Source organism: Gordonia soli NBRC 108243 (genome assembly GCF_000334455.1).
In the GTDB taxonomy this organism is placed as follows: Bacteria; Actinomycetota; Actinomycetes; order Mycobacteriales; family Mycobacteriaceae; genus Gordonia; species Gordonia soli.
This window is the reverse complement of record NZ_BANX01000006.1, coordinates 86697-110848: the sequence shown is the minus strand read 5'-3', so window position 1 is coordinate 110848 and position 24152 is coordinate 86697. Positions and strand designations below refer to the sequence as shown.

Annotated in this window: 21 protein-coding genes and 1 pseudogene; 13 read left to right on the top strand and 9 right to left on the bottom strand. The window is 69.3% G+C overall.

The features are described from left to right. The 3 genes and pseudogenes from GS4_RS05250 to GS4_RS05240 all read left to right on the top strand — a co-directional run. Positions 1-1308 (top strand): annotated as a pseudogene (locus GS4_RS05250) (IniB N-terminal domain-containing protein); the annotation flags it as partial. 177 nt (positions 1309-1485) lie between these two features. After that, positions 1486-3555 carry a dynamin family protein gene (locus tag GS4_RS05245; RefSeq protein WP_007618225.1) on the top strand — a complete coding sequence of 690 codons (2070 nt, stop codon included), beginning with the start codon at positions 1486-1488 and terminating at the stop codon, positions 3553-3555. Then, positions 3555-5027: a dynamin family protein gene (locus GS4_RS05240; RefSeq protein ID WP_007618223.1), complete on the top strand. Its 1473-nt coding sequence runs from the start codon at positions 3555-3557 to the stop codon at positions 5025-5027. The genes GS4_RS05245 and GS4_RS05240 overlap by 1 nt, the downstream gene beginning before the upstream one ends. Before the next feature lie 10 nt (positions 5028-5037). On the opposite strand, the gene GS4_RS05235 is transcribed toward GS4_RS05240, so the two are convergent. Then, positions 5038-5586, bottom strand: coding sequence for a hypothetical protein (locus GS4_RS05235; protein WP_040509601.1), 549 nt, complete (start codon positions 5584-5586; stop codon positions 5038-5040). A 120-nt stretch (positions 5587-5706) separates the two neighbouring features. Between GS4_RS05235 and GS4_RS05230 the strand changes: the two genes are divergently transcribed. Beyond that, positions 5707-6645: an arsenic resistance protein gene (locus GS4_RS05230; RefSeq protein ID WP_007618219.1), complete on the top strand. Its 939-nt coding sequence runs from the start codon at positions 5707-5709 to the stop codon at positions 6643-6645. 20 nt (positions 6646-6665) lie between these two features. Here GS4_RS05230 and GS4_RS05225 read toward each other — a convergent pair whose 3' ends face one another. The 3 genes from GS4_RS05225 to GS4_RS05215 form a co-directional block, all read right to left on the bottom strand. Beyond that, entirely contained in the window at positions 6666-7022 is a 357-nt protein-coding gene (locus GS4_RS05225; protein WP_245555576.1) for a hypothetical protein, read from the bottom strand. Between the two features lie 632 nt (positions 7023-7654). Further along, positions 7655-8047 carry an ester cyclase gene (locus tag GS4_RS05220; protein WP_007618216.1) on the bottom strand — a complete coding sequence of 131 codons (393 nt, stop codon included), beginning with the start codon at positions 8045-8047 and terminating at the stop codon, positions 7655-7657. Between the two features lie 246 nt (positions 8048-8293). Next, complete coding sequence (locus GS4_RS05215; protein ID WP_157226508.1) at positions 8294-8605, bottom strand: hypothetical protein; 312 nt, start codon at positions 8603-8605, stop codon at positions 8294-8296. A gap of 171 nt (positions 8606-8776) precedes the next feature. Here GS4_RS05215 and GS4_RS05210 point away from each other — a divergent pair, with 171 nt between their 5' ends. The 3 genes from GS4_RS05210 to GS4_RS05200 all read left to right on the top strand — a co-directional run bounded on the left by GS4_RS05210 (position 8777) and on the right by GS4_RS05200 (position 10181). After that, a complete protein-coding gene (locus GS4_RS05210) occupies positions 8777-9154 on the top strand; it encodes a DUF1761 family protein (protein ID WP_007618211.1) in 378 nt (125 codons plus the stop codon). A gap of 169 nt (positions 9155-9323) precedes the next feature. Then, on the top strand, positions 9324-9530 hold the full coding sequence (locus GS4_RS05205) for a hypothetical protein (RefSeq protein ID WP_007618209.1): 207 nt from the start codon (positions 9324-9326) through the stop codon (positions 9528-9530). Between the two features lie 87 nt (positions 9531-9617). Then, positions 9618-10181 carry a cysteine hydrolase family protein gene (locus GS4_RS05200; protein ID WP_007618207.1) on the top strand — a complete coding sequence of 188 codons (564 nt, stop codon included), beginning with the start codon at positions 9618-9620 and terminating at the stop codon, positions 10179-10181. Here the strand turns inward: GS4_RS05200 and GS4_RS05195 are convergent. After that, entirely contained in the window at positions 10176-11117 is a 942-nt protein-coding gene (locus GS4_RS05195) for a LysR family transcriptional regulator (protein WP_007618205.1), read from the bottom strand. The two genes, GS4_RS05200 and GS4_RS05195, sit on opposite strands and share 6 nt — an antisense overlap. Positions 11118-11193: 76 nt before the next feature. Between GS4_RS05195 and GS4_RS05190 the strand changes: the two genes are divergently transcribed. Next, positions 11194-12396 (top strand): MFS transporter, encoded by a 1203-nt coding sequence (locus GS4_RS05190; RefSeq protein WP_040509633.1) that lies wholly within the window; start codon positions 11194-11196, stop codon positions 12394-12396. A 167-nt stretch (positions 12397-12563) separates the two neighbouring features. Here GS4_RS05190 and GS4_RS05185 read toward each other — a convergent pair whose 3' ends face one another. Together GS4_RS05185 and GS4_RS05180 are read right to left on the bottom strand one after the other, a co-directional pair. Beyond that, a complete protein-coding gene (locus GS4_RS05185; protein WP_007618192.1) occupies positions 12564-13871 on the bottom strand; it encodes an MFS transporter in 1308 nt (435 codons plus the stop codon). Then, complete coding sequence (locus tag GS4_RS05180) at positions 13868-14521, bottom strand: GntR family transcriptional regulator (RefSeq protein WP_007618190.1); 654 nt, start codon at positions 14519-14521, stop codon at positions 13868-13870. Before GS4_RS05180 ends, GS4_RS05185 begins: the two co-directional genes overlap by 4 nt. Before the next feature lie 156 nt (positions 14522-14677). On the opposite strand from GS4_RS05180, the gene GS4_RS05175 reads away from it, so the two are divergent. Both GS4_RS05175 and GS4_RS05170 read left to right on the top strand, forming a co-directional pair. Then, positions 14678-15958: an HNH endonuclease gene (locus tag GS4_RS05175; RefSeq protein ID WP_007618183.1), complete on the top strand. Its 1281-nt coding sequence runs from the start codon at positions 14678-14680 to the stop codon at positions 15956-15958. 8 nt (positions 15959-15966) lie between these two features. After that, positions 15967-16437 (top strand): SMI1/KNR4 family protein, encoded by a 471-nt coding sequence (locus tag GS4_RS05170; protein WP_007618181.1) that lies wholly within the window; start codon positions 15967-15969, stop codon positions 16435-16437. Position 16438: 1 nt separating this feature from the next. Here the strand turns inward: GS4_RS05170 and GS4_RS05165 are convergent, their stop codons facing one another. Further along, on the bottom strand, positions 16439-17599 hold the full coding sequence (locus tag GS4_RS05165) for a glycoside hydrolase family 3 N-terminal domain-containing protein (protein ID WP_007618179.1): 1161 nt from the start codon (positions 17597-17599) through the stop codon (positions 16439-16441). Positions 17600-17664: 65 nt separating this feature from the next. Here GS4_RS05165 and GS4_RS05160 point away from each other — a divergent pair, with 65 nt between their 5' ends. Beyond that, positions 17665-18273 carry a universal stress protein gene (locus GS4_RS05160; protein WP_040509596.1) on the top strand — a complete coding sequence of 203 codons (609 nt, stop codon included), beginning with the start codon at positions 17665-17667 and terminating at the stop codon, positions 18271-18273. 178 nt (positions 18274-18451) lie between these two features. Here GS4_RS05160 and GS4_RS05155 read toward each other — a convergent pair whose 3' ends face one another. After that, on the bottom strand, positions 18452-18904 hold the full coding sequence (locus GS4_RS05155; RefSeq protein WP_007618175.1) for an Hsp20/alpha crystallin family protein: 453 nt from the start codon (positions 18902-18904) through the stop codon (positions 18452-18454). A gap of 471 nt (positions 18905-19375) precedes the next feature. Between GS4_RS05155 and GS4_RS05150 the strand changes: the two genes are divergently transcribed. Both GS4_RS05150 and GS4_RS26465 read left to right on the top strand, forming a co-directional pair. After that, positions 19376-19576, top strand: coding sequence for a DUF2613 family protein (locus GS4_RS05150; protein ID WP_007618173.1), 201 nt, complete (start codon positions 19376-19378; stop codon positions 19574-19576). An 88-nt stretch (positions 19577-19664) separates the two neighbouring features. Beyond that, positions 19665-24146, top strand: coding sequence for a DUF3367 domain-containing protein (locus GS4_RS26465; protein ID WP_007618172.1), 4482 nt, complete (start codon positions 19665-19667; stop codon positions 24144-24146). Positions 24147-24152 lie beyond the last annotated feature (6 nt).

The following is a 24152-nucleotide window of genomic DNA, read 5'->3' as shown; positions in this document are numbered from 1 at the left end:
GGTGGCCTGCTGGCCGCCGACCTCGGTGGCGCCCTGGGGCTCGACGGTGCACTCGTCGGACAGCTGGGTGGCGCACTGGGGGCCGCACTCGACGCCGGTACCGCACTCGGCCTGGTCGCCGACACCGGGGCCGACCTGGCGGGCACCCTCTCGGGCGTGCTGGCCGCAGGTGGCGACGTGGGCGCCGACCTGGGTGCCTCGCTCGGCGCGGTGCTCGGAACGGCCCTGACCGCCGACCTCGGCGCAGCCCTGACATCCGAGCTCGCCGCGGGCGGAGACCTCGCCGGCGCACTGAGCTCGACACTCGGCGGGGCCCTGGACGTCGACCTTTCGACGACCGATGCGTTGGTGGCGAGCCTGGACTCGACACTCGCCGCCACCGGCGGGATCGGCGGCGCACTGTCGACCGAACTCGGCGCGGTGCTGAACCCGACCCTCGTGGTCTCCCCCGACTCCGGCATCTCGATCGGTGGACCGGTCGGCCTGGGCGGCGTGCTCTCCACGGGCATCGACGCATCGACCGGCACCCTGGCCGCCATCGGTGGCACCGCGCAGGCGGGCACCGACCTCGTCGCAGGTGTCGACAGCACCCTCAGCGGTGTCGGCGGCGCCGGGCTCGGCGGAGTCGGTGGCGGTCTCGCCGGTCTCGGCGGTTCGCTGGGTCTGGGCGGCGGACTCCCCGTCGACGGCGGCCTGGTCGCCGATGCCGGTGGAGCAGTCGGCGGAAGCCTCGGCGGTGTCGTCGGTGGCGGACTCGACGGTGTCGTCGGTGGCGGACTCGACGGTGCGATCGGCGGCGGCATCCCCGACGTCGGTGGCGGTCTGGGCATCGGCGACGGACTGGGCCTCGGCGGTGGGCTCGACACCCACCTGCCGGCCACCGATCTGCCGGGCGACCTCACCACCACGCTCACCGGGGCGGTCAACGGTGCCACCGACAGCGACGGCGGCGTGACCGCGGGTGACGGCGTGTACGCGGGTGGCGCGGCAACCGGCGCGCTGACCGGGGCCGTGGACGGCACCCTCGGTGCCACCACCGGCGCCCTGGGTGGCGTGACGGGTGGCTTCGCCGGTCAGAACTCCACCGACGGCGGCGGCTTCGCCGGGGTCGACACCACCCACGGCGGCGTCACCTCGACCGTCGGCTCCGATCTGACCAACACCACCGACCTGACCGGTGGTCTCACCGGCGGACTCACGTCCGGCCTCACCGACGGGCTGTCCGGCCAGTCGGATGCCGCGACCGCCGCCGACACCGGTGAGACCGGCGACCACCACGGAGGGCTGGGCGGCCTGATCGGCCACTGACCCACTCCTCCCCGACCCGGCCCCGGAGTCGCAGCGAGGACCGATCGATCAACCCCCGCGATCGATCGGTCTCCTCCCCCAACTGCGACTCCGGGGCCGTACCATCTGGCAAATGGCAAGCGACAGGCCTGAATCGCAGGCCGTACGTGGCTTCACGGCGTTACCGTGGAAGGAATCATGACCGACCCCGGCACCCCCACCGCCGACCCTTCGTCGACCGACTCCGCGACGTACGGGCGACATGCGGCACCCTCCGATTCCACCGAGAACTCCGGGCCCGCACCGGTTCCCGGCAGGCCGCAGGGCCCAGCAGCACAGGCGCCCGCAGCGCAGGCATCGGCAGCACAGCCACCCGCAACACAGACACCCGCGGTCCCGACACCCCGGACGCCGGCCCCCGCCCCGACACCGACAGCCCCACGTCAGCATCCGGAGGCCGCATCGACCGGTCGGCCGACTACCATCGGTGAACTGCTGACCCAGATCTCCGGGGTGGCCCGTGAAGCAGGCCGCACCGACCTCGTCGGCCGCCTCGACGGTGCCCGCACCCGCATCGACGATCCCCGACTGCGCATCGTGGTGGTCGGCCAGCTCAAGCAGGGCAAGAGTCAGTTCGTCAACGCACTGCTCGACGTCTCGGCGTGCTCGGTCGGCGACGACGAGACCACTGCCGTCCCGACCGTCATCTCCTACGCGGACCAACCGACCGCACATCTGATCGTGGACGCGCCGGCTCCCGACAACCGCATCGCGGTCCCCCTCGAGCAGGTCACCGGCATCACCCCCGACTCCCCACTCGCCGGGGGCCGCGAGGTACTCCGACTCGAGGTCGGCGCGCCGGGTCCGTTGCTCGCCGAGGGACTCGTACTCGTCGACACCCCCGGCGTCGGAGGACACGGCCACCCCTATGCCGCCGCCACCCTCGGGATGGTCGCCTCAGCCGACGCCGTCCTGGTCGTCTCCGATGCGTCGCAGGAGTTCACCGCACCGGAGATGTCGTTCCTGCAGCAGGTCGTCGGCCTCTGTCCGACGGTCGCCTGCCTGATCACCAAGACCGATCTCTACCCGCACTGGCGTGCCATCGTCGACGCCGACCGTCGGCACCTGCAGACCGCGGGCGTCGACATCCCGCTGCTGCCGGTGTCCTCGGTGCTGCGCGCGCACGCGCTCCGGCTCTCCGACGAACAGCTCAACGCCGAGGCAGGCTTCCTCGACCTCTACCGCTACCTGCGCGAGCGGGTCGTCACCACGGCGCAGCGGGCTGCCCGCGAATCCGTGTCCACCGACATGCGGGTCGTCGCCGAGCATCTCGCCCTGGTGCTGGGCAGCGAACTCGCCGCGCTGCGGAGTCCGGCCACCGCGAGCCAGGCCGTCGAGGCCCTGCAAGAGGCCAAGACCAACGCCGAGGCGATGCGCCGACAGTCGGCGCAATGGCAGACCACCCTCTCCGACGGCATCGCCGACCTGGCTGCCGACATAGACCACGACCTCCGCGATCGGCTGCGCGCGGTGACCCGTGAGGCCGAACGCGCCATCGACGACGGTGACCCCGGCGCCGACTGGGAGCAGCTCGGTGAGTGGCTGGCCGACCAGACGGCCGCGGTGATCGGCGACAATTTCGTCTGGGCCCACGAGCGGTCGGTGTGGTTGGCCGAGCGGGTCGCCGAACACTTCGCGGCAGCCGGCCAGGACACTCTGCCCGACATGCATGTCGCCGACCTCGCCGGGGTACTCGACGCGGTCACCGAGCTGTCCGAGCTCGACGCGGGCAAGGTCGGCGTCGCACAGAAGCTGCTCATCGGCATGCGCGGGTCCTACGGCGGCGTGCTGATGTTCGGCCTGATCTCGACGATGGTCGGCATGGCGCTGATCAACCCGGTGTCGGTGGGCGCCGGTCTCCTGTTGGGCACCAAGGCCTATCGCGACGACAAGCAGGCCAAGGTGGCCGAGCGGCGGGGCAAGGCGAAGGTGGCGGTGCGGGCGTTCACCGACGACGTGAGCTTCCAGGTGGGCAAGGAGTCGCGCGACCGACTCCGGGTGATCCAGCGGGTCCTGCGCGATCACTTCACCTCGGTGGCCGAGCAGACCGCCCGGTCGATCTCCGAGTCGCTGGCCGCGGCACAGTCGGCGGCTGCGCTCGCCGACTCCGAACGCACGATCCGTGTCGCCGAGCTCGAGTCGCGCCTGAACTCGGTGGCCGCACTGCGGACCGCCGCAGATCATCTCGACCGGGCGATCGCCTCCTGATGGCAGCTGTCGACACCACATACGGCCTCCTCGATGCGGCCCGCGACGCCGTCGCAGGTGACCGGACGGCACTGTTCGAACTCGACGGCTGCGAACGTCGGATGCGTCAGCCGGTCCGCGTGGCATTGGCAGGATCGCTCAAGGCGGGTAAGTCCACGCTGCTCAACGCGCTCGTCGGGCAGGACATCGCGCCGACCGATGCCACCGAGTGCACCCGGGTGGTCACCTGGTACCGCAGCGGGCAGTCGCCGTCGGTCACCGCACACGTCGGATCCGGGCGCGCCGTCCCGGTGCCGGTCACCCGCGTCGCGGGTCACCTCGGCTTCGATCTGGGACAGCTGACCGCCGACGACGTGGACCACCTGGACGTCGAATGGCCCGCCCGCGCATTGCATTCGACCACCATCGTCGACACCCCGGGAACGGCGTCGCTGACCACCGAACTCTCCGAGTCGACCGTGCGCCTGCTCGCCCCCGACGACGGTCGGTCCGGGGTCGATGCCGTCGTCTACCTGCTGCGCGCGCTCACCGCTGCCGACACCGCGATGCTTCGCCGTATCGGATCGGCCATCGGCGGCCAGTCCGGTCCGCTCGGTGTGATCGGCGTGGTCTCCCGCGCCGACGAGCTCGGAGCCGGGCGCATGGACGCGATGATCTCGGCGCACCAGATCGCCGGCCGGTTCGCGGACGAGTTGATGCGGACGGGACTGTGCCAGGCGGTGGTCCCGGTGGCGGGTCTGGTCGCGCTCGGGGCGCGGACGCTCCGTGAGGTCGAGTTCCGGGCGCTGGCACAGCTCGCGGCCACCCCCGGCCCCGACCTCGAGACCGCACTGCTCACCATGGACCGGTTCACCCGCCCGGACATCCTGCCGCACATCCCGGTCGAGATCCGCCGTGCACTCGCGGATCGTTTCGGCGTCTTCGGCATCCGGATGTCCATCACCCTCATCCGATTCGGTGCGACCACCTCGGCGCAGCTGGCCGCCGAACTCGTCCAACGCAGCGGACTGGCCGAGTTGAGCGCCATCATCGACACCCAGTTCGCACAACGCGCCGACCAACTCAAGGCCCATTCGGCACTGGTCAGCCTCGATCACGTGCTGGCGACATCGACGTCGTCGCGTGCCCGAGAGGTCCGGGATGCGGTACGACGCACGCTGGCCGACGTGCACGGCTTCCGCGAGTTGCGCCTGTTGAGCGCCGCCCGGGCGGGCGGACTCCCGCTCGACGGCGATCGACTCGGCGAGTTGACCCGCATCCTCGGCGGACAGGGCATCGATGCTGCCTCCCGCCTGGGTCTCGAGCCGGACGCCGACGCCGGTCGGTGCCACGGCGCTGCGGTCGCCGCGGTGCAGCTCTGGCGATCACGCGCAGCGCACCCGCTGGTCGATCCGGCGTCGGCATCGGCCTACCGGGCGGCCGCCCGCAGTGCGGAGGGTCTGGTGGCCGAGTTCGATTCGTCGGTGCGGTAGTTCGGCGCCCCTAGCGCAAGGTCCGGCTGAACGCCGGGACAGCGGTGATCGAGGCCGCGATCACCGCGAGGACTGCGGCGAGCGGTACCGCGTACTGGACGACGGTCGCGATCCCGGCCTCGGCGAGAGCCGATCGCGAGGGTGCGGTGGTGAGATAGAAGCCGATCGCGCCGACGACCAACAGCAAGGTCGCCGCGGACAGTAGCGTGCGCGCGGACCGTCGGCTGTCCAGGAGCCGGAGTGCACCGACGATCGACAGGACCACCACCACGGCAGCGACCGCGGCACCGATGATGAGCGCGAGTCCGACGGTCCGGGACACGTCCTCGGGTGTTGCGTCGGGACGGTCCGAGGTGAGGTCGGTCGCCAGGACGTCACGGACGGGGTCCAGATGGAAAGCGATGACGATCGCGGTGACTGCCACCAGTGCGATGACCAGCACCCAGGCGACGATCACCAGCGGAACCATGCCGGAGCGGTCCGGAGGGCGGTCCGGACGCATCGGCGTGATCTCCACGCGCGGCCGGGGCGGAGGGGTCGGCCCGTCGGAGCGTGTCATGTCTCGATCGTAGGGCCACCGGAGCGTGCGTCCGGCGGATCTGTTCGATGTGGTGTCGACGCTGTGGGTGCGTACGCGGTCTACCGTTGTCCGGTGAGCGCACCCGGACCTGTCGCCTGGATGGAACGCCACCAGATCCCGATCTATGTCGGCGCGATCGTCGGCGGAGCCGTCGCCGGGCTGGCTTCGCCCCGCAGCGCGGGTGCACTCGAGGTGGCCATCAATCCGCTGCTCGCAGCGCTTCTCTACGTCACCTTCCTGCAGGTGCCCGCATCGGATCTGCTGCGGGCGGTGCGCGACGGACGCTTCGTGGCCGCCGTCGCCTCGATCAATTTCGTCGTCGTCCCGGTGGTGGTGGCCGCGATGTTCTGGCTGCTCCCTGCCGACCAGGCCGTCCGCATCGGCGTGGTGCTCGTGTTGCTCTGTCCCTGCGTGGATTACGTGATCGTGTTCTCCGGGCTGGCCGGCGGCGACAGCAAACGGCTCCTCGCGGCGACGCCGCTGCTACTGCTCGCACAGATGGCTGCGCTGCCGGTGTTCCTCGTCATCTTCCTGGGATCCGACCCCGGCGAGGTGGTCGAGATCGGACCGTTCGTCCATGCGTTCGTCATCCTCATCGTGATCCCGTTGGCGCTGGCCTGGCTCACCCAGGCGTGGAGCGAGCGGGCGTCCGTCGGACGCAGGTTCGCCGCCGGGGCGGGCACGCTGATGGTGCCGCTCATGGTGGCGGTGCTGGCCGTGGTGGTGGCGTCGCAGATACCCACCATCGATGGTCGGCTCGGCTCGATCGGTCGGGTTGTTCCCTTCTACGTGGCGTTTCTCGTGGTGATGGCAGTGCTCGGAACCGTTGCAGCCCGGGTCTTTCGGCTCGATGTTCCGTCAGCACGCGCGCTGGTGTTCTCCGGCGCCACCCGCAACTCGCTCGTCGTCCTCCCCCTCGCGCTCGCACTGCCCGACGGCTACGAACTCGCTGCCGCGGTGGTGGTGACACAGACTCTCGTCGAGGTGATCGGGATGGTGGTCTACATCCGTCTGGTGCCTCGGCTGATCCCCGGCTGAACGTCGGGATCGGTCACACGTCAGTCGCTCCCGCCACCGCGACACCTGCCGCCGAAGGGCCCCGTTGTCGATCGTGCCATAAACATTCGCATCGTCGCCGCACCGGTCAGCCGCCACGCGTCACGATCGGACACGTCCATCAACCGGCGATGCCCGAGCAAGGCGATCCGCCGACCCGCGACCTCGTTGGCTTTCGCCAGCGCGACCACTTCGACATCGGTGCACCGGTCGGCGGACAGTTGAGCGATCCGATCCAGCACCGCGTCGAGTTCGCCGTAGGCGGCGACCAACTCGTCGACCGAATCCGAGTGTGCCGCAGCAGGTGGGACATCCAACACGGACGAGCTGGGTGTGGGTGGTGGCTTGTCGAAAGCCATGATCATCATCTCCTCATAGCTTTCGTTATCTACCCAGAACACTATCCGATGACACCGACAATTCCGTCCGCCAGTGACCGACGACTCCACTCCGCAGCACAACTGACACCTGAGCGAACCACACTGTGCACCAACCACACCGCGCCGCGCTCACGCGTCAGAAATCCGATTATCGCCACGCTGCCCCGGACCGACCGAGGCCCCGCTGACAGCGGCGATTCGACAACCGCGACCTCATCTCCTTCCTGCGACTTCAACTGAGGTCGCGGGAACGAAACGAGGTCGCGGCGGTCGCCGACCCGACATCTCAGGTCACAGGTCACCTGGGAGCGTCTGGACGATCTGACACTGATCGGCGTTCAGCGCACCCACACCGGCGAGATGATCGCCGCACTGTCCGACCACGGATGACCATCGGCCGGTACCGGCCCTATCCGATCCGGAGCTGATGAGCAGGTGAGCGGTATGAGCTGGCCACTCTCACAACTTGTTTGGAGTCGCACCGTGCGCCGCGTCCGAGGAGATATGAGAGTGTCGGACCGTTTTGAATCTTCTGTTGCGCAACAACCCATGAAAACTCCGGGGTGTGCACTCCGCGCCTCACCACCAGGACACACGCCGCACTCTCGCTACTAGGCCGAGAGCAACTCGTCGCGCAGAACTGCTCCCAGGTCGCCCCAGCATTGCGCAATCTTGCCTGCGTCTGTGCGATACACAGCGAGTTCTTGTACCTCGACCGTGCGTTGAGTAGCCGCGACCTGGCGGAACTCGCCTCGGTGGGTGCCGGTTCCCGTAAGGCGAGCCGCGATGTACCCGTCCTCGACCACCAGTTGCTCGATATTCCAGTGATAGTCAGGAAACCCGGCCACTACGTCCTCGAGACCGCGAACGTACGCATCGAGACCCGTCGCGGTCTCTGAAGCGATGACGTCGTCGGCGACGAACATTCCGAGCCGGTCGAACTCACGGGCGTTGCATGCGTCGATGTATCGTTCGTATCGATCAGCAATTTCGGCTGCGGCCATGCTCGTTCTCCGGTTTCTAATTCGCGTCCGTTGGCTTCAGTGCTACCTCTTGACCGCCAGGACCCGCCTCTGTCCTGGTGAAGGACTAGTCAGACCTACCCACGGTCTGTAAGCACTTAAACCCTCAGTAGCCCACCGCACAACTGACACCTGAGCGAACCACGCTGTGCACCAACCACACCACAGCCCGCTCACGGGTCAGAAGGCCGACAAGAGCCCCGCACGGGACCGCAAAGAGAGCGCCGTTCAACCCCGAGCCAGTTCTCGCCGGTTGTGCAAGGCGGTCACCGCGAGGCTGGGCACCACGTTCACCAGAAGGAAGAGGACCGCCGCGGTGGCGAGACCCCACCACGGGGCCGTGTCCCACACGGCGCCGCCGATGCCGAGGACCCCGACGATGCTCAGCAACCATCCAGCCGTCTGGGCGCGTTTGACACGCTGAGCCGGACGCACCGGGTACCCACCCGATATCGCCGGCAGCCGGTATCCGAAGTTCTGCCGTGCCGCCACGATCGCGCCCCAGGTATGCAGCAGCACACTGAGAATCGTCGCTGTCATGCCTACCCACACGTCGGTTCTCGTCCCTCGCTTCGATCAATGACCGCAACACTACGGCAGCGGGGCACCGCACGCCGCAGACATCGCGCACCCCGATCTCCGAGTCAGCGATGAGTTCTCGCCTCCGATCGGGTCTGCCCGGATACGACACCTGACGCCGAGGAGGCCGCCGTGAACGATGTGAATGTGTGGGCGATCGTGGTCGCGGCAGTGGCCGCCTTCATCGCAAGTGCCGTGTATTACGGAGTCGCGGGCGCGCCGGCCGCGCAGCAGGGCTCCGCGCCGGAGCGTCCTGCGTGGTCGGTGCCGGTGGTCGAGATCCTGCGCAACCTGATCCTGGCGGTACCCGTCACCTGGCTGGTCACGCGTCTGCATCCGGGGGTCGGAGAGGCGGTGGTTCTCGCCGCCGGACTCTGGCTGATACCGGTGGTCCTGTTCTCGGGCGCGGTGTTCCACGAGGGTGTCGCCGTCCGCTCGGCGGCCGTCCACCTCCTCGATTGGGCGATCAAGCTGTTGATCGTCGTCCTGATCATCGGACTCTGGCGGTGACCGTCGTCGACTCCGGGCACCACACCGTCATCTGCCGTATCCCCAGCGGACACCGGGTTGCGCCGACAGCGGCCCGCATCCGTCGACAGCACTCCGGCCCGGGTCTAGGCTTCGCACGCGGCCTCGATTCGAGGTCGTAGGAGAACTCTTCCGATCGCTAGGAGTGAACATGGCTGGAATCAAGGACAAGTTCGACAAGGCATACGAGGAGAAGTCAATCGAGGAGCTGGCCGACGCCCCGGTAGCGGCCCTTCAGGGTGTCAGCGACGGCGACGCCGAGCACCTCAAGGCGGCGTTCAACATCACGACGGTGCGCGACCTCGGCACCAACAAGTTCTTCCTCTGGGCTCAGGCCACCGCCAAGCTCGCCGAGTGATCTCTGCGTCGACGACGGCCGGCAGATGTCGGTCGTCGTCGACGTGCCCGCACTCCCGGCCCCCCGGACTCGCGATACCGTCCCGTCATGCGTCTCGTCGACCTCGACCGTCCGGCCCTCGTGATCGTCGACGCCCAGTCCGGTTTCCGGGACTCGACGTTCTGGGGCCCGCGGGACAACCCGGCCTGCGAAGACAACATCGCCCGGCTGCTCGACCACTGGCGTACCCGGTGCTGGCCGATCGTCTTCGTCCGTCACGATTCCGACGATCCGTCGTCACCGCTGTCACCGACCAACGCGGGCAACGCGTTCGAGCCCTTCCTGACCGGCGAGCCCGACCTCCTCGTGAGCAAACGGGTCAACTCGAGCTTCCACGGCACACCCGACCTCGATGCGTGGCTGCGTGCGGAGGAGATCCACCAGGTGGTGATCTGCGGAATCACCACGAACCACTGCTGCGAGACGACGGCACGCGTCGCGGGCAACCTCGGTTACGACACCTACTTCGCGATCGACGCGACACACACCTTCGACCGCAGGTCTCCCGACGGCCAGATCATCGACGCCGCAACGCTCTCCCACATCACCGCGACCAATCTCCACGCCGAGTTCGCCACCGTCACCACGACGTCGGATCTCATCGACTCATGACGCCGATCGCACCGCGGTGATCTCACCCGCTCCGGCATCGGCGAAGAGACGGGCGAGTGTGAGCAGTCGAGGACTCGTACGGTCGGTGCGCCAGACCAAGCCCAACTGACTCGTCCCCTCCAGCCCGCGCACCGGGACGAACCCGAGGTCGGCACGCGAATGATGCTCGACGAGTGGACGACACACCAACATCGCATGTCGGCCCGACGCCGCCAGCGCCATGCCGTGATGGACGGAGCTGATGCCCGCGCTCGATCGGATCGGCGTACCCGACGGCGTGGCCGGCGGCGTCCGCGACGCCATCCAGTAGTCGGGCGCATCGCCGACCCGATGCACCAGGTCGACGTCGGCGAGATCCTCCAGATCGACCGCAGATCGCTCGACGAACGGATGGTCGGCTGCGACCACCACGAACTGATCCTGCGGTGGGAATCGAAATCCGATCGTGAGTTCCGGTTCATAGACCGGCAATTCGACGATGATGGCGTCGACGTCGCCGGCGAGCACAGCGGCGAACGGCGAGCCGAGCGGCAGTTCGTGCGTGTGCACCGCGACGCCGTGCCGCTCGTGCAGCGCGCGGAATGTCGCGGTGATCTCCTCGTAGACGACGCCGGTGAAGCCGACCCGAAGCTCCTCCAGTGCTCCTCGCATCGCCCGTTCACGCGCCCGGCCGTAGGCGCGGGCCAGACCGGCGTATGCGGGCGCCATCTCCGAGACGAACTGCACGCCGGTCGGCGTCAGCGCGACGCGTCGACTCGTCCGCTCCACCAGGCGGGCCCCGACCCGGTTCTCCAGCGTGCCGATCAACTGACTCACGCGGGACTGGGAGAGGCCCAACCGCTCGGCGGTCCGGCCGAAGTGCAACTCCTCGGCGAGCACCAGCAGGCACCGGATCTGCTGCACATCCACCTGCTCGACCGATGGCGCGACATCCATATCGATGAGCCTAGCTCATCGATCGGTGAGCAGATCGTCCTTGTTCGGGCGCGTGCCCACCGGTGGACTCGGACGCATGCGCACCACAGTCGACGACGGCCTGACCGCCCAGCAGCACACGACGACCGGGCAGTGGCTCGCCGTCGCCGCCCTGACCTTCGGCACCTTCTTGGCGGTCACCTCCGAGATGCTGCCGGTCGGGGTCCTGACACCACTCGCCGCCGGACTCCACATCTCGCCCGGAGCTGCAGGCTTCAGCCTCACCGTGGCGGGCCTGATGTCGGCGGTCACCGCGGCCGGCGTCTCCCGAGTGATCGGCGATGCCGACCGTCGGCGTGTACTGGCCTGTGCGATGGGCGTACTGGCCGTCGGGAACGTACTCACGATGGTCGCGAACGGGTTCACGATGCTCGTGATCTCCCGGCTCGTGCTCGGTGTCGGCATGGGCGCCGTGTGGGGGATGGCCGCTGCCGTCGCGGCCCGGTTGGTCGCCCGACGCAACGTCACACTCGCGGTGTCCATCGCGGTCAGCGGTGTCGCATCGGCATCGGTGGCGGGTGTCCCGATCGGCACCGCGATCGGCGACGCATTCGGATGGCGCAGCGCCTTCGGCGTCCTCGCGGCACTCGCCGGTCTCGCGGCGATCGGCATCCTCGTCGCGCTCCCGGTGCTGCGCCGGCCGGTTGCACCGCGAGCCGGTACGGCTCCCGCGCCCAGACTCCCGCTGCTCCGGGCGTCTGTCACCACCGGGGCGATCGTGATCGTCGCGCTCGTGACCGCCCACTTCGCCGCGTACACCTACGTCCGGCCGGTACTCGAGGAGCGAACCGGGATGTCGGCGGGCGTCATCGCCATCGTGCTGCTGGTCTATGGCGTGTTCGGGCTCGTCGGCAACTTCGTGGCCGGTGCGGTGGCCGGCAGGCGGCCACGTGCGACGCTGCTCACCCTGGCCGGTGGGATCGCCGTCGCCATCGCCGCACTCACGGCGTTCGGGACGTCCACACCGGGAGCGATCGCCGCGATCGCCCTGTGGGGCATCGCATATGGCGGGGTGTCGGTCGGCGGCCAGCTCTGGATGACCGCGGCCGCACCCGACCGGATCGAACACATCACCGGCCTCTACGTCGGAGCATTCACCGCGTCCATCGCGCTCGGCGCGTTGGTCGGCGGACTGCTCGTCGAGGGTGTCGGGCTGCTCCCCCTGCTCTGGATCACCGCGGCCCTCGCAGCGACAGCCCTCGCAGCCGGGCTGGTCGGTAGATCCCCGGCGAATCCGTAGCAGTTCTTCCCGGAATCCGGGCAGAACTTCTACGAAAACGGCTCTCGGAGAATACATGCGGTAAGGGAGAGCGCGCGGACGTGTCCTCCCCAGCACCGCCGGCGCCCTCCCCTACTGATCAGTGATCGCCGCCACTCGCGAGCGCGTTACCTGGTCATCGACGACTGTCACAGTCGGCTATGAGACGTCCGTACCGGAGCATCCTCGCCGGGCTCGACCACTCGGACCGGCAGGTGCCGCCGAGACGACACCGCCACGAGTGCACCGGTGATCACGGCGAGACCCACCAGCGTCCACAGGATGCCGACGACAGCGACGTGCGCCGCGAGCGCCGCGATGATCACCGGGAACAGGAACCCCAGGTAGGCAAGCGAGTAGAAGACACCGGTCAAGGCAGCGAGCTCGCCGTGGCGGGCGATGCGCTGGACCTCCAGTAGTCCGGAGACCTGGCCGATGCCGATGCCGAAGCCGACCGCGACGTTCGCGATCAGGCCGAGTGGGATCGACTGGATCGCGATGCTGACGGTGACCAGGGCCAGGCCGAGCGCCAATGCGCCGATGGCGACCATCAATCCGCGCGCCGAGGTGTCGGAGTGGATCCACCGTGCCAGCGGCTGCACCGCTGATGAGGTGGCGAGCGCGATGATCGACGCGGCCGTCGCGAACAACAGCCCGTGGGACCCGGTCGCCGACAGCTGCGTCGGAAGGTAGGCGTAACCGATACCCGCAGCACCGAAGATCCACGGGCTCGCGATCATCACGATCCGGATGAACCGTCGGTGCCGGATGCCGGGCAGGTCGAGTCGGCTCCGCAGCGACCCCCGGGTGGCTGCGGCATCGCGGGCTCCGACAGCCCGGGTCCGGGTCTCCGGCACCCTGGCCACGGCCGCGAGCACCGGGAGTCCGAGCACGATGTGGACCACGAACGGGAGCGTCTCCGGATGCGGACCCCATTGCGCGAAGAGTCCGGCGACCAGCGCCCCGCACGCCGATCCCGCCCCGAAGGCGACCGCCGAGCGACGCGCACCCGCACCATCGTCGGACCTCGGATCGTAGGGGGCTCTGGACAACTCGGTCAGCCAGCTGGTGCCCACCGCCATCGCGACACCGACACCGACGCCGGAGAGCAGCCGCCCGCCGGCCAGGAAGCCCAGCCCGACCGGACCGAACGCCAGCAACGCGCTGCCGACGATGGTGGCGACCACACCCGCGAGCATCAGCGGACGCCGACCGCGGCCGTCCGACATCGCACCTGCGATGAGGAGTGCGGGGATGAGACCGATCACGTAGATCCCGAGGAGACCGTTGGCGATCACGGACGAGTAGTGCGCCCGCTCTTCGTACATCAGCAGCAGCGGGCTGAACTGGTTTCCGCCCCAACAACACACGAAGACCGCGGCCGAGACGGCGATCCACGGCGGCGGTTCCCGACGGATGCGGTGATCGACTTCTTCCGGCGCCCGGACCGCGGTCACAGCGCGCCCCGATGCGATGCGACGTGGGCGTGCAGCACGGTGGCGTACGCGGCCGCGTCCCCGGCGGCCAACGCCTCGGCCAGCTGCCGATGCTCGACAAGGCCCTCGGCGATCTGCGCGGGGCGCACCCGGACGAGCTGGTGACGGAGTCGCTGTTGCCGGTCGCGGAGTCGGGACATCACGTCGACCGCGATGCGATTGCCCGACGCCTCGACCACCGCGGAGTGGAATCGGTCGTCGGCGTCCAGGTAGCCCTCGACGTCGCCGCGACCGGTCGCGTCCGCCTGTACCGAGAGGAGCTCACGCAGCAGGGGCAGCACCGTGTCGGCGTCACCGAGGCGGATCACCCGTTCGGCCGCCGCCGACTCGATCGCCTCACGCATCTCCAGCACGTCCTCGGCCTCGCTCGGCGACATCGGCCGGACGATCGCGCCCTTCCGCGAGAGGAGATCGAGCAGCCCCTCGGCCGCGAGCCGGAGGAATGCTTCGTGGACCGGTGTGCGACTGATGTCCAACTCCTGGGCGACCAACCCCTCGCTGATCATCGTCCCCGATGCGAAGTCACCTCGGATGACAGCCTGCTTGACGTGCAGGAACGCGCGTTCGGACGCCGGTAGCGCCGTTTGGTCGGCATCGTTCGGATAGCTCACGATCCAGACTCTACAGCGCTTGCATGCATCGATGCACACAAGGTGCGGCCGTCATTCGACGGGGAGACCTTTGCGCGATCACGCAACCGCCAGCGCGTCCCCGGTGTTTCGATACGACCGTTCCGCATCGACCCCGGCGAAGGGCGAGAAATGTCCATGTCCACCACCCGTCGTTCACTCGTCGCGGCCGTCGTGGCCGCGATCTGCGCAGTGCTCGCGCTCGGACTGCTCCCGGCGCACGCCAACGCGGCGCTGAAACCGCACAAACCGGGGTCGTCGACGTCCCACGGAGGTAGCGGGGGCGGTGGCGGAGGAGGCGTCGGGCAGTCGGCCGGCAAACCGGGACCCCAGCGCCATGCACCGACGACCCACTCGACACCCGGTCCCAGCCACTCGGCGCCGAGTTCATCCGGGAACAGCCGCGCGGGGAGCGGGTCGCCGTCGCACCGGGGCCAGTCGCCGAAAGCATCTCCACAGCAACCGCACAACCGGCCGAACATCGATCGCGGCCCCCACAAGTTCACGCCGAAGACGAAGGCCGGCCCGAATGCGGGGACCAGCGGGCGGGATCATTCGAAGCCGCAGGCCACGCGACCCGGCACCTCCGGCCGCGGCAACAACTCACCTCCGACCGTCGACCGCGGACCGCACAAGAGCACACCGCAGACGCGCGCCCATCCGGCCACTCCCGACCGCCATCGCAACGACACCACACCGTCGCATCGCGATGACCGGCCGACCGCGAATCCCCCGGCGACGCAACCGTCGAGGCAACCGGAGGGAAAGACCGACCCTGCTGTCGATCGTCGGCACCGCGCCCCGGACGGCGCACCAGGGGCCCGGCCCAACCGTCCGGGGTCTGCGACACCGTACGACCAACCCGGTCTCGACGGCCGTGACAACGACGGCGACGGAATCGTCGACAACGAGAATCCGTTCGACGACCTCCCCGCGATCCAGATCCCGATGCCGCGCGGTGGCGGCTTCCCCGGCCTACGACCGCCTGCACCCGCGCCCGCCCCACAGCAGCCGAAGGTCATCCCCCGCGGGACACCACCTCCCCCGGGAGTGAACAAACTCCCGAGCGGTCGCTATCCGCCCAACTCCCGATACGCAGGCGAACAACTCCCGCTCCCACCCCAGCTGCAGGCCAAGTATCCGGAGGGAATCCGATTCAACGAGAAGGGTTTCCCCGAGTTCGGCCCGTACGCCAAGGAGACCGTCGACCTGCCGAACGGGTTCGGGCGGACCAGACCGGTGGACGAGCGACAAGCCAACGAGATCGTCCGCCAGCGACTCGGTGACCCCAACTGGAAGCCACCGTCGGACTACACCTGGCACCACAACGAGGACGGCCACACGATGCAACTGGTACCCACCGACCTGCATCGCGGCGTGGGGCATGCCGGCGGCGTCGCGACCGGCGGCGGAGGATGATCGGGTCCATGCGCTTCGACGGACGACCACAGACGTGGACCGACAGGGAGGTGGCCGCGCTCGAGTCGCGGATCGGACGCCGACTGCCGCCGGACTATCGCGAGCACCTGCTCACCGTCGGTAGTGGGCCGCTGACGCGGATGATCGTTCCAGGCACCGGCGACAACGCGATCCTGCACACGGTGCTCGGGCCTGCGGACATCGACACCCTGCTGAGCTCGGAGTCCAGCTACCACGAGCTCATCCCCGACCGGTACCTCGCGGTGGCCGACGGTGAGGGGGGTGCGATGTGCATCGGATTGGACGACGACGTGGCCGGGCGCATCTTCTGGGCCGACTACGACCACGCGGACCGAGCGGGGTTCACTGCGGCCCTCGACGATCCCGGGCCCGTCCGGACATCCGAGGAGATCATGTCGGAACGCTATGGGACCTGGGCCGAATTCGTCGCAGACCTGGACGGGTGGGAAGCCGTCTAGGTCAGCAGCGCAGTACACCCTTGGTCCGCAGGATTCGCACCACGGACCGATCGATCCGATCGGTGGTGAGCTTGCCTGCGCCGACGGCCCGCTCGAGTGCGTCGAGGACGGACGAGACCCGATCGGTCGCGAGCCAGAGGGCGATGTCCGAGCCGGCCTGGATGGCGCGCAGCGCGGCCTGCTCGATCGGGTACCGGTCGCTGATGGCGGCCATCCCGGAGAGGTCGTCGGAGAACACGACACCGTTGAACGGCGGCGCCCCGTACGGCGCTCCTGCACGCAGCATCCCGATCGCTCGGGGACTGATGCTGGCCGGGGTCTCGGGTCCGGTGAGACCGGGGACGATGAGGTGGCCGACCATCACCGCGGTGTCTTTCGGATCGTCCTTCAGCAGGGTGCGGTAGGGCACCAGGTCGCTGGTCTTCAGCTGGGAGAGCGGCGGGGTGCGCACGACGCCCAGGTGGCTGTCGCCCGAACCGTGACCGTGCCCGGGAAAGTGCTTGAACACCGGCAGGATTCCGGCCGATCGCAAACCGGTTGCGTAGGCCTCGGCGTACTCGGTGACCACCTTGGGATCGTTGCCGAACGACCGATCTCCGATGACCTCGTCCGGCGACTCGTCACTGACATCCACCACCGGCGCATAGTCCACCGTGACACCCAGCGCGCGGAGTTTGCGGCCGATCGACTCCGCCAGCGTCCGGACCTGTGCTGGCGTCCGCGTACGGGCGAGTTCCTGCGCCGACGGGCTGTCGATGCCCAGCGACGACAGCCGCGACACGCGGCCGCCCTCCTGATCGACCGACACCATCAACGGGATCGGGGCGGTGCGTGAGATCCGCGCCGCGGCACCGCTGGAGAGGATCGACTTGTCGGTCCAGCTGCCGACGAAGATCCCACCGATCTGTTCTCGCCCGACGATCCGACGGGCGTCGTCGGCGCCGGTCACACCGACCACCAGCAGCTGGGCGAGCTTCTGCCGCAGCGACATCCGTGCGAGCTCTGCGGTCCCGCATCCGGCGGCCGCGACGGGGGTCGCGCTCGCCGACGACGACGGCGACGCGTAGCCGGTCGCCGATGGCGACGAGATCGGCCCCGGCGACTGCTCGCTCGAGCAGGCGGAGACCATCAACACCGCGCTGACCACTGCGAACACGGTCATCGACCGGATCGGACGGAGCCATCCAGATGAGCCCATTCCCCGAGTCTGGCATGTACCCTCAGTCCATGGACGCCGGGTCCATCTCCTCTGAGTCCGCGAATGCCACGAGCGGTCGCGAGACGGTGACCCGCGAGCCCGACCCACCCTCGTCGCCCCAAACGCCCGTCACGCAAACGCCGGTCACCCAGACGCTGATGATCGCCTACGACGGCACACCCAACGCCGACCGCGCGATCGTCTACGCGGGTCGATTCCTGCGCGCGGGGACCGCGCACGTGGTGACCGCCTGGCAGCACGGCGGGCTCACGCCGGCCCGGCTGTCCACGCTCTCCGGTGGCATGCAGCCCTTCGTCGACACCCGCATCGACGCCGGAGTCGATCAAGCGCTCAAGGAAGAAGCCGTCGCGATCAACGAACGCGGCGTCGCGCTGGCCGTCGAGGCCGGCCTGGACGCGCGCGGCTCGCTGGTGGAGGTCGAGTCGACGGTGTGGGGTGCACTCGTCGCCGCAGCGGACATCCTGGAGGTCGACCTGCTGGTCACCGGTACTCGAGGAGCGTCTGGACTCAAGGCCCTACTGCACTCCAGCGTGGCCGAGCGCGTGCTCAAGCACTGTCACCGACCGGTGTTCATCGTGCCGGCGCAGTGCGAGTCCACACCCGACGTCACGCCGTGACGAGGGCGCCGGGCTTCGGTGATCGATCAGCTTCGGCGGACATCGACGAATCACCATCGCGCCGCCGGGCGGTGGGAGCCCGCCCGGCGGCAAACGATCAGGGATTGTCGATGTGAGTTCTCGGTAGATGATCGACAGGCATCACCTCCGTTGGCCGTTCGGAACGAGTCGTGTCGACTCAGCCGGAATCGCTTGCGCCCACTGCGATCTGGTCGGATGCTGCGACACGCTCCACGGTGATCGAACGTCGCTTCGCTCGTTCGGCGAGCGGGATCGTCACGGTCAGCACCCCGTTGTCGTAGGCCGCGCTGATCCGAGCGTCATCGACGCTGTCACCGAGGGTCACCTGGCGTCGGTAAGTGCCGGAGAACCGCTCACCCGCGAGCCACTGCACACCGTCGTCGGACGGAGCGCTCCTATGGGCCGACAAGGTGAGGACGCCGTTATCGACCGTGACGTCGATCGAGCCGGGGTCGGCGCCGGGGAGATCGGCCACCAAGACGTAGTGGTCCTCCACTTTGTAGAGATCCATCGGCATGAACCGGGGGGTCCGGCTGGAGCCAGCACGCTGACCCGTCATCAACTCGCGGGTCCACGCATCCATGTCACTGAAGGGATCGAAACGCAGCACAGCAACACACCTCCTGTTCCAACGGCTCCCGCCACCATGACGGGAGCATGTCAACCATCACTGCGTGATACCGAGATTAGCACTCGACCCATCCGAGTGCCAAGACCTTTTTCGGGAAGATTTCCGGCCACATGTGTACCGCAACAAAGCAACTCACGTTCTCGTGCAGACCGCGGTTTCGGCTCGAGTCGCCAGGGGTATCGGAACTGACGGGCTGGAAGACGAGCGGACGGTCAGATGGACGAGTCGGTCACGTGGCCGGAACCGAGCCCACTCGACGACTGGTGGCACTCGATCATGGACACAGATGCCGACCGGTCCGGTCCCACGGACGCCGATCTCACAGATGGCCCACCTGGCCCCGACCTGCCGCACTCGACATGAGTCATCCGGGTCACGGACTGCGGTCGACGCAGTCGGACGGGTGCGGTCTGCGCGGTCGGGTGGCTACCCGATGGTAGGTTCGTCGCCATGATCAACAACCGCCTCGCTGCCGGTGCGGTCGCCGGGGTCGCCGGCATCGTGGTCGGATTGGGAGCCGTGTTCCTCGGGGGCTGGCTGTCGTCGGAGAACAGTCCGTCCACCGATGTGAACAACGTGAACCCGAACAACGGGTTCGTGCAGGGATCGGTCGACTACGGATCCCGCGGCGGATCCGGCGACACGAACTGACGGCGACACCGCGCGCCGACACGGCCCCGTCGGGCGATCGACGTCGGGACGACCGTCACCGGAGGGCGCGCGGTCGGAAAGCCCGCCGATGACACAGGACGACCACTCCGCACTCTCACGTCGCGGGGTGGTCCTTGTTGCGGTGGTCGCGCTCGTCGTCGCCTTGCTGCAGTCCCCCGGTCGCATCGCGGCCGACACCAAGCTCGACCTCACCGCCGACCCGCTCGGCTTCCTCGCCCGTGCCCTGCACCTCTGGTCTCCGGACGCCCCGATGGGGCAGGTGCAGAACCAGGCCTACGGCTACTTCTTCCCGCACGGCGCCTTCTTCGCGCTCGGCGATCTGATCGCACTCCCACCGTGGGTGGTGCAGCGGCTCTGGTGGGCGATCCTGCTGGCGGTCGGTGTGGTCGGCATCGTGCGCCTGGCCGAGGCCCTGCGCATCGGGTCACCCGCGTCACGACTCATCGCCGCGGTCATCTTCGTGGTGAGTCCGCGCGTGCTGACCACACTCGGGTCGATCTCGTCGGAGACCCTGCCGATGATCCTGGCCCCCTGGGTGCTGGTACCGGTGGTCCGCGCATGCGATCCCGCACGCACCGAGCGCCTGTGGCGGCTCGCCTTCCGGTCCGCGGCGGCCGTCGCGTTGATGGGCGCGGTCAACGCGGTCGCGACTCTCGCCGCCCTCGCGGTCGCGGCGGTCTGGTGGGTCGCCGCATTCCCCGGTCTCCGACGTCCTGCGACACGCTCGTGGGTCCGCTTCGGCGGGTGGTGGTCCCTCGGTCTCGCACTGGTCTGCGCGTGGTGGGTGGTGCCGCTGCTCATCCTGTCCCGGGTCTCACCGCCGTTCCTCGACTTCATCGAGTCCTCCCGGGTGACGACGGAGTGGACCTCGCTCACCGAGGTGTTGCGCGGCACCAGCTCGTGGACCCCGTTCGTCTCCCCTGAACGTGTCGCCGGCGCGGTCCTGGTCACCCAGCCCGCGGCGGTCCTCGCCACCGGCGTGCTGGCAGCCGCAGGCCTCGCCGGACTGGCGATGCGCCACATCGCCTTCCGTGGACGACTCGTTGCGATCCTGCTGATCGGCCTGACGCTCATGTGCACCGGCTACGCGGGCGAGCTGGGATCGCCGATCGCTGAACCGATCAAGGTCTTCCTGGACGGCGCGGGTGCACCGCTGCGCAACATCCACAAGTTCGAGCCGTTCATCCGGATCCCCCTGGTGCTGGGCATCGCCCATCTCCTGGCACGGGTCCCCCTGCCCTCGACGGTCCCGATCCGGGAGACCGCATCGGCCTTCGCCCACCCGCAGCGTTCACGTCCGGTGGCCGCCACCATCGCGGTGCTGGTCGCGGCCATCGGCGCCGGATCGCTGATGTGGACCGGCCAACTCGCGCCGTCGGGTACCTACCGCGCGATCCCGGACCATTGGCGTCAGACCGCCGACTGGCTTGCCTCCCACAGCAACCCGCCGGGCGCGACCGCTCCGGTGCGATCTCTCGTGGTGCCGGGCGCCCCCTTCGCCGACCAGCTCTGGGGTCTCACCCGCGACGAGCCGCTGCAGGCCCTCGCCGACGACCCCTGGGCGGTTCGGGACGCCATCCCACTCACCCCGCCCGGCGCGATCCGGGCGCTCGACTCGGTGCAGCGCGACATCGCAGCCGGCCGCGGGTCGCCCGGCCTGGCGCCGACGCTCGCGCAGCAAGGCATCGGATTCGTGGTCCTGCGAGCCGATCTCGATCCGCAGAATTCCCGCTCCACCCGGCCACTGGTCGCGCAGCAGGCCCTCGACCGGTCGCCAGGGCTGATCCGGGTCGCCGAGTTCGGCCCCCGGACCGGACCACCGACCGTCCGCGGGGTGGTCCGCGACAGCGGCCTCCGCCCGACGATGCCGGCGGTCCAGATCTACGCGGTTCGCTCCGACAACGGGTTCCCGGGCACCGGCCCGACCCTTGTCGACGCAGACGGGCTCCCCCGGGTCGCGGGCGGGCCAGAATCCCTCGCCGCCATCCAGGCCGACCAGGCCCGTACCGGTGGCCCCCCGATCGGGCCGATGGTGCTCGAATCCGACGCGCGCCGAGCCGGATTGGCTCGTGGTGAGCTCACCGTGACCGACACGCCGACCGACCGGGAGACCGACTTCGGTCGCGTCGACGACCACAGTTCGGCCATCCGAGGACCCGGCGATGCCCGCACCACCCAGAACGCGACCGCCGACTATCCCGTCGACGGACAGCCCCTGGTGCGCGGCCAATGGCTGCTCGACAACCAGCCGGATCAGGTGCGCGTCAGTTCGTCCGGCTCCGCCGCCGACGCGACGCAACTGGGGCAGACCGCACCCGCTGCCTCTACTGCGGCAGCCTTCGACGGGGATCCCGAGACCGCCTGGGTGTCACGCGGTCTGGATTCGGCTGTCGGCCAGTGGCTCCGACTCGACTTCACACGCCCTCGGTCGTCGCTGGCGGTCACCGTCACCACGGCGGCGGCGCTCGGCTCCGACGTGAGCGGCGTGCTGGTGACCACCGAGGCGGGAAGCACGGTCGCGCAAGGGCTGCGGCCCGGCGAGCCGACCACCGTCACCGCGCCGAGCGGGCCGACCCGATGGGTGCAGGTGCGGGCGATCAGCACCGCCGACGGGACCGCAGGCAATCAGTTCGCCGTCGGCGAGCTCGGTGTCTCCGACCTGAACTCCGGCCTGCCGCTGACGATCCGACATCGGGTCGCCCTTCCCGAGCTCCGCGCCGACGATCGGGTGGGCCGCTGGTTGCTGACCCAGGAACTGGGCGGACGCAGTCCGTGCGTCGACGACCGCGTCGCTGTCCGCTGTGCCGGTGGTCTCGGTGCGGCGCCGGAGACGCCGGGAATCCTCACACGTTCTCTGTCGGTGCCCGCGGCCACGTCGGTGGCGCCGACCGTCACGTTGCGACCGACGCCCGGCGACGGCTTGTCAGAGCTGTTGTCGACGACCGGCCACGTGACTGCGGACGGCGACACGTCCATCGGCGATCCCCGGGGCAGCCCCAGTGCCGCCGTCGACGGGGACCGCGGAACCACCTGGACGGCACCCGAGACCGAGAGCCGGTCGCGGGACCGCGATGAAGGAAAGGGGGATGACGAGAAGGGTGCCGACGAGAACGGGGACGAGAAGGACAGCGCGAAGGATGGCGACGGCCCGCTTCTGGTCGTCCGCCTGCCCGCGACCCAGCGCGTCGAGCAACTACGACTGGTGACCCGACCCGACTTCCCCGCTGCTCCGACGCGGGTCGCGCTCGATCTCGGCACCGGCCGACAGGTGCGCGAGGTCGGGCGGGACGGGGTCGTCCGACTCGATCCGGCCGAGACCCGACAGATCCGTATCCGGGTGCTGCGGACCACCGACGTCATCGACGTCAACAGCCTCGGATTCGCCCGGCCTGCGCCGGCCGGCATCTCCGAGGTCGAGATCACGCCGCGTCCCCCGGCACCCGCGGACCCCGACCGCGAGATCCGCATCGGCTGCGACCGAGGCATCGGACTGACGGTGTCGGGACAGGTCGTCCCGTTATCGGTGACCACCACCGCCCGCGCGCTGCGCGACGGGGTTCCCGTCGTCGCGCGACCGTGTTCGCCGCAACCGGTGTCGCTCGGTGCGGGCGAGCAGGAACTCTCGGTGAACCCGGGCACCGCCTTCACCGTCGACGCCGTCGACCTCCGTGCCACCGGCGATCCCAGTGCGGCCGGCAATCCCAGTGCGGCCGGCGATGCCCGTGCGAACGGCGGTGTCGACCGGGCGGGCTCGGATTCACACACTGCGCCGAGCACCGCCCCGATGCGGCCGGCGGACGTCATCGACTGGTCGTCGACGCACCGCGCCATCCGCCTCAGCGACTCCGAACGAGCGCAGGTGCTGGTGGTGCCCGAGAGCACCAACCCGGGCTGGCGCGCGACCGTCGGCGACCGGGAACTGGCACCGGTGGTCGTCAACGGTTGGCAACAGGGGTGGGTCGTCCCGGCCGGCACGAGTGGCGAGCTGAACCTGACCTATCGGCTCGACAGCCTGTACCGGTGGTCGTTGGGGCTCGGGCTGGCGGTGATGGCACTTGTTCTCGCACTGGCCTTCTGGCCGCGTCGGTGGACGCCACGCGCGCTCGTTCCGGCCGGTGACGCGTCGCCTTCCACAGATCCCCCCGAGCCCGTCCAGGCCACATCGCACCAACCGACACCCACCGTCGGGATCGGTGGTTCCGTGGTCGCCGCAACCGGTGTCGCGGTGGCGTCGTGGTTGCTCGCCGGGTGGTGGGGACTGGTGGTGTCTGCACTGGGTGCCGTCGTGGCCGTCGCGCTCCGCCCCCGTGGCCGAGTCGTCGTGGTCTTCGTCGCCATGCTCCTCGCGAGCATCGCGTTGGCATCCGGTCCGTGGCACGCGTCCGGCGGCTACACCGGGTTCCAGTGGTGGGTTCAGTTGCCGGCGGTCGTGGCGGTTGCGGTGACCGCCTGGTCGGTGGCGATCCCCGACTCCTGGCGCACGGCTGTCGCACGCGCCGTCTCGCGACGCCGCAGCCATCGGCGTGCAGGTTCTTCGACGAAGGCGTAGGACGCC

Excerpts from the sequence above, each read along its gene's own strand:
- GS4_RS05235 (WP_040509601.1), bottom strand. The coding sequence starts at position 5,586 with ATGACACGCTCCGACGGGCCGACCCCTCCGCCCCGGCCGCGCGTGGAG.
- GS4_RS05190 (WP_040509633.1), top strand. The coding sequence starts at position 11,194 with ATGCGCACCACAGTCGACGACGGCCTGACCGCCCAGCAGCACACGACG.
- GS4_RS05200 (WP_007618207.1), top strand. The coding sequence starts at position 9,618 with ATGCGTCTCGTCGACCTCGACCGTCCGGCCCTCGTGATCGTCGACGCC.
- GS4_RS05245 (WP_007618225.1), top strand. The coding sequence starts at position 1,486 with ATGACCGACCCCGGCACCCCCACCGCCGACCCTTCGTCGACCGACTCC.
- GS4_RS05240 (WP_007618223.1), top strand. The coding sequence starts at position 3,555 with ATGGCAGCTGTCGACACCACATACGGCCTCCTCGATGCGGCCCGCGAC.
- GS4_RS05175 (WP_007618183.1), top strand. The coding sequence starts at position 14,678 with ATGTCCACCACCCGTCGTTCACTCGTCGCGGCCGTCGTGGCCGCGATC.
- GS4_RS05195 (WP_007618205.1), bottom strand. The coding sequence starts at position 11,117 with ATGGATGTCGCGCCATCGGTCGAGCAGGTGGATGTGCAGCAGATCCGG.
- GS4_RS05205 (WP_007618209.1), top strand. The coding sequence starts at position 9,324 with ATGGCTGGAATCAAGGACAAGTTCGACAAGGCATACGAGGAGAAGTCA.
- GS4_RS05225 (WP_245555576.1), bottom strand. The coding sequence starts at position 7,022 with ATGGCTTTCGACAAGCCACCACCCACACCCAGCTCGTCCGTGTTGGAT.
- GS4_RS05160 (WP_040509596.1), top strand. The coding sequence starts at position 17,665 with ATGGACGCCGGGTCCATCTCCTCTGAGTCCGCGAATGCCACGAGCGGT.
- GS4_RS26465 (WP_007618172.1), top strand. The coding sequence starts at position 19,665 with ATGACACAGGACGACCACTCCGCACTCTCACGTCGCGGGGTGGTCCTT.
- GS4_RS05215 (WP_157226508.1), bottom strand. The coding sequence starts at position 8,605 with ATGACAGCGACGATTCTCAGTGTGCTGCTGCATACCTGGGGCGCGATC.
- GS4_RS05170 (WP_007618181.1), top strand. The coding sequence starts at position 15,967 with ATGCGCTTCGACGGACGACCACAGACGTGGACCGACAGGGAGGTGGCC.
- GS4_RS05220 (WP_007618216.1), bottom strand. The coding sequence starts at position 8,047 with ATGGCCGCAGCCGAAATTGCTGATCGATACGAACGATACATCGACGCA.
- GS4_RS05165 (WP_007618179.1), bottom strand. The coding sequence starts at position 17,599 with ATGACCGTGTTCGCAGTGGTCAGCGCGGTGTTGATGGTCTCCGCCTGC.
- GS4_RS05150 (WP_007618173.1), top strand. The coding sequence starts at position 19,376 with ATGATCAACAACCGCCTCGCTGCCGGTGCGGTCGCCGGGGTCGCCGGC.
- GS4_RS05230 (WP_007618219.1), top strand. The coding sequence starts at position 5,707 with ATGGAACGCCACCAGATCCCGATCTATGTCGGCGCGATCGTCGGCGGA.